The 2,210-nt window shown below is 35.6% G+C and carries 3 protein-coding genes; all 3 read left to right on the top strand.

The genetic code is table 11. The features are described 5' to 3' along the window. On the top strand, positions 1–119 hold a 119-nt coding region (locus tag GX687_01190; GenBank protein ID HHX96067.1), incomplete at its 5' end, for a flagellar assembly protein H. Positions 120–205: 86 nt separating this feature from the next. Further along, the gene (locus GX687_01185) at positions 206–403 is read left to right on the top strand and encodes an MFS transporter (GenBank protein HHX96066.1); all 198 of its coding nucleotides are present in this window, start codon (positions 206–208) and stop codon (positions 401–403) included. Positions 404–1,414: 1,011 nt separating this feature from the next. Further along, on the top strand, positions 1,415–2,210 hold a 796-nt coding region (locus GX687_01180), incomplete at its 3' end, for a GIY-YIG nuclease family protein (GenBank protein ID HHX96065.1).

Below are 2,210 nucleotides of genomic sequence, written 5' to 3'. Positions count from 1 at the left end.
ATGCCAAAAGGAAAATAGCGATAAATCTTTTGAAGATGGGTTTGTCAGTTGAAAAAGTAGCACAGGGAGCTGAATTAACTATAAAAGAGGTAGAAGAATTAAAAAAAGAAGTAAACTAAATTAATTGCAAAAGCTTGGAATTTATACCAGGCAAATGATTAAAACGTCTTCCCTAAAATAAAAACTAAGAAGACGTTTTAATCATTTGTTTGAACATAAATCTTATCGAGATAAATTTATTATGTTCCAAGACGACAGATTTATCGGGGATGGCCCAGGCAATCGGTTATTGGTTGGTGGGTTGTATGATTGGACCGGAAGTTGGAATTATCCTTTATTTTTGCTTATTTTGGCCGGAACATTGATGACTTGGGTTGGGCGGAATTTTTATGTTTTGCCATAAAAAAATGGGTAGGGACGGGGAGGCAGGGAAATGTGTTTTTAAATTGGGAGAGGGTGAGGTCCGTGAATAAAAGAGACGGGGGTATTCGTAACGAAAATGTATTTGCGAGTTTATTGAATGTTTACGGGAAAAACATGAGTATCGAAAGAAAAGGAGAGAGTGTATTGTTGAATTTAAAAATGCTGTTCAAATGGATGAACAATTGAAATCGTCAACTGAGAAAATTATGGGTTAATTTGGGGATAGAAATTTCCCGAAGTTTCAGCAAATAATATCGCTAATTTTTGCGTATATGACTGAAATCGATTCAGTTGAGTGTTTGCGTTATGCTATATTTAGGGTGGAATCGGTTGTTAAGAGCGAGCGTCAGTTAGCCCCGAGAGCCAAGAGAATGGCTCGGTTTGAAATGAGGGAAGGGGCTGGCGATTCATCCGCTAAAAATTTTGTACAAAGGGTATGGTTAGTTTTTCGGAATCGGTCTGAGGAGGAATGTATTGAAAGGAAAAAGTTGACCTAGGAAATATTGAACGAATTACAGGGAATAATTCAGACTCTCTTGGTAGTGGTCCCTTTTTATTTGCCAGGGAAAAGTGAACCGAAGGGACGGGATTTCCTTGATGAGCGTATGCAGTAAACAAAAGGGAATGGTCAATCTGAAAATGTTGTTACATCGGAAACGGTGCCTAGGAAAACGGGGAAGGAAAAAGTGTCTGAGGTCCGGGATGAACAAGATGCGGGTTGGGTTGTTAAGGGTGCGGGGCGAGGGGACAGGTTCTTTACTAGCAGTTTTGGGGACTTGTGGCTTATTTCCAGGGTAATACCTTTTTTATTAAGGAATTGCCCCATGGTGCGGAATAGAAGATTTCCATTGAAGTTGCTTTTCAGTCGGATGATGATTAAAGTGTATGTGAAAGATTGGCTGAGGGAGCGATTCTATAAAAAGGGGGGGACATTTTGCAAAAGACTATAACATATTTATATCCGGATAGTAGAAAGGCTTCTTCATTTAAAATGTTTCAGGATAGGACTAATCAAATTAGGGCATTTTATTTTACTCGTGAAAACATTAAAGAGGTTGAAAGATTGGAGTCTGGTACAAATTATGCCGTCTATTTTTTATTTAATGAGGCAGAAGATAATGAGATAACAAAAGTCTATATTGGACAATCAAGAAATGGTGCCAATAGAATGTTATCACATGATAAGTCAAAGGTCTTTTGGTCTTTTTGTATTATGTTTGTAACAGATAATAATTCATTTGATGCGATGACAATTGATTTTATTGAATATTATTTTATAAATAAATTAAAGAATAGTAGTTCTTATTTATTGGAAAACAAAGACATGCGAAATAGTGAGCCAATTGTAAGCATATATGATAAACCAAATTTGAAAGCATATATAGAACAAATAGAGTTTCTTTTAAAGGCGGAAGGTATTGACTTTGATGAGCAACAAATTATTGAAAATAGTAAGTTTTATTATCCCAAAAATAAAAGATATCAGGCTAAAATTTCCATAAAAGAAGGTAAGTTTATACTTCATGCAGGCTCTTTAATTAAGGGCCCGATCGAGTCTTCTAAAAATTGGTCTGATAAAGGGAAATTTTATAATAGGTATTCGGAGATTATTGAGAGTTTATTAAAAGATAGCAAAGTTTTGAAGAAGGATAATTTCTATGAAACGTTGGTAAATTTGTCGTTTAAAAGTCCTTCTATGGTTGCTGCTTTAGTAAGTGGCAGGGCGGAAAATGGTTGGTTATTTTTCGAGGAATTAAATGATTTGCGGGATACCGATAAAAAAATAT

The sequence above is a fragment of the Clostridia bacterium genome (genome assembly GCA_012841935.1).
Classification (GTDB): domain Bacteria; phylum Bacillota; class Peptococcia; order DRI-13; family DTU073; genus DUTS01.
This window is presented reverse-complemented; position numbering and strand designations above follow the sequence as displayed.